5 protein-coding genes are annotated in these 5,448 nt (G+C 40.0%); all 5 read right to left on the bottom strand.

Going from position 1 to position 5,448, the window contains the following annotated elements:
• Window positions 1–156: 156 nt before the first annotated feature.
• Entirely contained in the window at window positions 157–1,221 is a 1,065-nt protein-coding gene (locus tag FJ218_10750; GenBank protein MBM4167379.1) for a VWA domain-containing protein, read from the bottom strand.
• A 172-nt stretch (window positions 1,222–1,393) separates the two neighbouring features.
• Window positions 1,394–2,386 carry a VWA domain-containing protein gene (locus tag FJ218_10745; GenBank protein ID MBM4167378.1) on the bottom strand — a complete coding sequence of 331 codons (993 nt, stop codon included), beginning with the start codon at window positions 2,384–2,386 and terminating at the stop codon, window positions 1,394–1,396.
• A gap of 47 nt (window positions 2,387–2,433) precedes the next feature.
• Window positions 2,434–3,387: a protein BatD gene (locus tag FJ218_10740; protein ID MBM4167377.1), complete on the bottom strand. Its 954-nt coding sequence runs from the start codon at window positions 3,385–3,387 to the stop codon at window positions 2,434–2,436.
• A 115-nt stretch (window positions 3,388–3,502) separates the two neighbouring features.
• Complete coding sequence (locus tag FJ218_10735) at window positions 3,503–4,378, bottom strand: DUF58 domain-containing protein (protein ID MBM4167376.1); 876 nt, start codon at window positions 4,376–4,378, stop codon at window positions 3,503–3,505.
• 106 nt (window positions 4,379–4,484) lie between these two features.
• On the bottom strand, window positions 4,485–5,448 hold a 964-nt coding region (locus FJ218_10730), incomplete at its 5' end, for an AAA family ATPase (GenBank protein ID MBM4167375.1).

Here is a 5,448-nt window from a genome sequence, read left to right as displayed (position 1 = left end):
TAATCAATGAACGAGTGGATTGAGAAAAACCAGCCAACGACGAACAGAAAACTACGAGTAAAATCAAAACAATTTTACATTTTACATTTGATATTTTATATTGAAACGTACGGACAAATGCGAAATGTAAAATGTAAAATATAAAATCTAAAATGTTCATATTGCTTTTTCCTTCTCCACAAAAATTTTATCAACAGAATTCCTATACGCGAGCGATTTAAACTTGTGCCACGTATTGCTTTTCTTTTCCGAAACAAAAATTTCCGTAAGCAATAACAACAATGCGGCAAAAACAAAATACTGATAACGACTTTCATATTCGGTAAATTGCTTTACGCCGATTTCTCGTCTTTGTAATTTATTGATGTCATCAAAAATTTTCACAAGCTCATCGCCACCGGTTGTGGCACGATAATATTTTCCACTGCCAATGCTCGCAAGTTTCAGCAGCGATTCTTCGTCGAGTTTTGTAACAACAACATTTCCATCTCTGTCTCGTTTGAAATCGCGTTGTCCGTTAATAAATTCCGGAATCGGTGAACCATTGATAGAACCAACGCCAATCGTATAAATCAGTACGCCATTTTTCGCCGCTTCAGTCGCAGCAGCAAACGCATCGCCTTCCGTATTTTCTCCGTCGGTAATTAAAATCAAAACTTTGTTAGCGTTATTATTATTTTTTTCGTTTTCATCTTCGATATCGGAAAAAGATTTATCCGCAATTTGAATTGCTGTTCCTAATGCCGAACCCGGAACCGGTGCCGTTTCCACATCTATTGCATCGAGAAAAATTTTTGCCGCGCTGTAATCGAGCGTAAGAGGAAATTGCACATACGCATCACCGGCAAAAACAGAAAGTCCAACGCGGTCGCCTCTCACCATATTCAACAATTGCCCGATTGCATATTTCGCCGCTTCCAAACGATTCGGCTGCACATCTTCCGCTTTCATACTTTTGGAAACATCGAGCGAGATGAAAATATCAATCGCTTCGGCTTTCACTTCTTCAAAACGTGAACCAATTTGTGGATTTGCGAAACCGACAATTACCAATGCAATCGCAAAAAGCAAAATGCCGAATTTAATTTTCTGTTTAACCGTACTTGTCCACGGCGAAAGTCGTTGAAACAATTCTATACTTGCAAACGCATTCCGCATTTTTTTCTGTTGCAATAATGCATAGATAAAAAATGCAATGAGTAACGGAATTACTGCAAGCAAGTAAAGATTTTCTATGTGAGCAAATTTGAACAAGGCGTTCGTTATTAGTTATCTGTTATACGTTAATTGATTCTCGATTTCAAGTTTCATCTAAAAAAAAAATGTCATAAGTAATTGGTCATTTGTTTTCTCGTTCTACAAATTACAAATGACGAATTACCAATTTCTTTTCTTACGGCAACTTTCTCAAATACGTTTGACTCAATCCTATTTCAGCAAATAAAACCACAATCGAAAAGAAAAGCCACGTATAAAATAAATCCGTATGCTTTCGATAAGCAAACGTTTCGATTTTTGTTTTTTCCATTTTATCAATGTCGCTGTAAATCTTTTTCAATTCCTTATTTGTTGTCGCGCGAAAATATTTTCCACCGGTCATCTCGGCAATTTTCGTCAGTGTTTTTTCATCCAAATCTGTCGGCATATTTTGATAACGCGTTCCGAATGGTGTTTGCACGGGATACGGCGCCATTCCGTGTGTTCCAACGCCAATCGTGTACACGCGGATATCGAATGTGTGCGCAATATCGGCAGCAGTGAGCGGGTCAATTTCGCCTCGATTATTCACGCCATCGGTAAGCAAAATCAGCACTTTACTTTTTGCATCGCTGTCTTTCAAACGATTGACTGCATTGGCGAGCGCAGTTCCTATTGCAGTTCCGTCTGTTACCATTCCGTTTTTTACTTTGAGCAAAAGATTTTTCAACACGCCGTGGTCGAGCGTGAGCGGACATTGTGTAAAACTTTCTCCGGAAAAAATTACCAAACCGATTCTATCGTTTTCGCGAGCACTTATAAATTCGCTGGCAACATTTTTCGCTGCTTCAATTCTGTTCGGACGAAAATCTTCCGCGAGCATACTTCCCGAAATATCCAACACAAGCACGATATCAATTCCTTCGGTGTGCAAACGCTCGCCGCTCATTGAAGATTGCGGACGGGCAAGCGCAATAATAACAAGCGCGAGAACTACCATTCGCAACAAAAACGGAAAATGGCGCAACCGTTCACGCAAAGTTTTTGGCGCGAACGCAAACGCTTTTAAATTGGAATACACCACATCCGTTTGCTGTTTGTGATGACGAAGCCAATACCAAATTGCAAGAATTGGTATCAGCAACAGCAAGTATAGATAATTGGGGTTAGCGAATTGATAATTGAACATAATTATTCCAGCCACTAATTACACAAATTTTCACTAATTCATTCGTGTTAATTCGTGAAATTAGTGGCAACTGCTTTCGTTTCATTTTCTTCTACTACTTCTTGCATTATTTTCATCGTCTTTTCCACAAACCCTATCGCAATCGGAATCATTTCTTCGTTTTCTTTTTCCGTCGGCGTGTACTTTGCAAACTTCACCCAATCGGCAATAGAGAAAAAGTTTTCCAATGGTTTCATCGCTTCTTTGTCAACGGATTTTTTTCTTCGCATAGCGGAAAGAATTTCATCGCTCGTCATATCAATCGCTGTAATTTTGTATCGTCCTTCAATGTAGCGGCGAATAATTTCCGTTACTTCGCTGTGAAATTGTTTTACGAGTCCCCGCTGCCAAAATTTTTCACCTTCAAGCCGACGCAATGCTTCCAAAGCAATTTCGTGCGGTGGACGTTTTTCTTCTTCGCGAACAAACAACGGCTGTTTCATTTTTTTCTTTTCGTAATAATACCACACAAAATAAATCGCAGCAATCACCGCAATCGCAATGCCGATATAGAGCATAATTTCCCAAAACGTCCACGGAACAGCAAGCGGCGGATGAATGTCGTGAATTCCTTTTTCGACATCAACCGAAAGCGTATGAACATTGATGAAAAACGCTCGCGATTCTGCAACTCGTTTCAATGTGTCGCTGGTTGTGTGGTAAAAAAATCCGAGCGGAGGAAAAACAAATTTTCCCGAATCGTACCGCGACACAACAAGTTTTAAATGTTGAATGACGCTTTCGCCATCTTCAGTTTGTTTTCCTTTTTCCTGTTTTATAATTTCAAATCCATTGAGCGAATCGCCGAACAACGGAATTTCCCACACAATATCTTTCGGCGCTTTCATTTCGATGTTCACATTGAATTGGTCACCAACGAGAATCGAAGTTGTGTCGGGTTTTGCAGTAACGCTTACTTCTTGTGCTAAAGCAGAGAGTGTAGAGCAAAGAGCAATGAGCAAAAAAGCAATTTTATATTTTACATTTGATATTTTACATTGAGAAACAAAACGAAAAACTTGTTGCGACTGTTTCCAAACGTGTGCAAATGTAAAATGTAAAATGTAAAATCTAAAATTACGCACGTCCCTCTCTCATTCTGAAAAAATTCACTAACGGCGTAATGTACGATTGGTCAATGCGAATCGGAACTGCATCAACACGACTTTTGAGAAAAATTTGTTTTTGTCGTTCGCGGAGTTGTTGAAAATACCGCGCAAACATTTCTCGCACTGTTCTGCTGTTTGTATCAACCCATCTATCAATTCCCGTTTCTGCATCGCGGAATTTTACCAAACCGATTTTAGGAATGTCCTGTTCTTTCGGGTCAGAAAGTAGTAATGCAATCACGTCGTGCTTTCTACTTGCGAGTTGCATCGCTTTCTCAAATCCGTCATCGAAAAAATCCGAAATGACAAACGCAATGCAACGGCGTTTCATTACGTGTGTTAAATTTTCCAATGCAAGAGAAATGTTTGTTCCGGAATTTTTCGGTTGAAACGCAAGCAACTCGCGGATCAATCGAAGCGCGTGTGATTTTCCTTTTTTCGGCGGAATAAATTTTTCAATAATATCAGTGAACAAAATCATTCCGACTTTATCGTTATTCTTTAACGCCGAAAACGCAAGCACAGCGCAAAGTTCCGCCGCAATTTCATTTTTGAATTTTTCCACCGTTCCAAAATTTCCCGAACGAGAAAAATCTACTATCAACATTACCGTAAGTTCGCGCTCTTCCTCATACACTTTTATATACGGATGATTGTAGCGCGCAGAAACATTCCAATCAATCGAACGAATGTCGTCGCCGTATTGATATTCGCGCACTTCGGAAAAATTCATTCCTCGTCCTTTAAAAACGGAATGATACTCGCCGGAAAAAATTTGATTCACCATTCCGCGAGTTTTGATTTCGATTTTTCGAACGTTTTTGAGAATCTCTGTGGTCGTCATAACTTATTTCATAGCATTACTTAGCGAAATTTTGTGTTCTCAGTGTCTAAGTGGTTTTATTATTTACCACTAAGACACAAAGTTCACAAAGAAACACAAAGAGCAATTATGGCACTTCCACATTATTCAAAATTTCTTCGACGATACTCTCCGATGTGCGTTCTTCTGCTTCTGCTTCGTACGTTAAACCGATTCTGTGGCGAAGAACATCCATTGCGATTGCGCGAACATCTTCGGGAATAACATAACCGCGGCGTTTGATAAATGCGTATGCTTTCGATGCGAGCGCGAGATTGATTGATGCACGCGGCGATGCTCCGTAACTAATCAGCGACGAAACTTTTTCCATTTTGTACTCTTTTGGATTACGCGAAGCAAAAACAATATCAAGAATGTAGCGCTCGATTTTTTCATCCATATAAATTTCCCCGACAACACCACGCGCATGAAGAATTTGTTTCGGGTCAACAACTTTTTTAATATCGGCAACAACACCATTCACGTTTTGTCGCATCACTAAAAGTTCTTCCTCTTTCGCGGGATACGTGATTTTCAATTTCAACATAAAGCGGTCAACTTGCGCTTCGGGAAGCGGATACGTTCCTTCTTGCTCAATCGGATTTTGTGTTGCGAGAACGAGAAACGGCTCGGGAAGTTTGAACGTATCTTCACCAATCGTTACTTGTCGTTCTTGCATTGCTTCGAGTAATGCGCTTTGCACTTTTGCCGGCGAGCGATTGATTTCATCTGCAAGGATAAAGTTTGCGAAAATCGGTCCGCGTTTCGTTTCAAATCGTGTTTCCTTTTGATTGTAAATGAGCGTTCCAATCAAATCGGCGGGAAGCAAATCCGGCGTAAATTGAATGCGCTGAAACTTTGCGTCAATGCAAGAAGCGAGCGATTTCACCGCAAGAGTTTTTGCTAATCCCGGAACACCTTCGAGTAATATATGTCCGTTGGAAAGCAAACCGATGAGAAGTCGCTCCACCATATATTTTTGTCCGATGATGGATTTTCCGATTTCCATTGTCAGTAAATCTACAAATGCAGATTCTTGTTTTATTTTTTCG

Source organism: Ignavibacteria bacterium, from assembly GCA_016873775.1.
Taxonomy (GTDB): domain Bacteria; phylum Bacteroidota; class Ignavibacteria; order UBA10030; family F1-140-MAGs086; genus JAGXRH01.
Note: the sequence above shows the minus strand (reverse complement) of the source record. Positions and strands in the feature narration are given on the sequence as shown.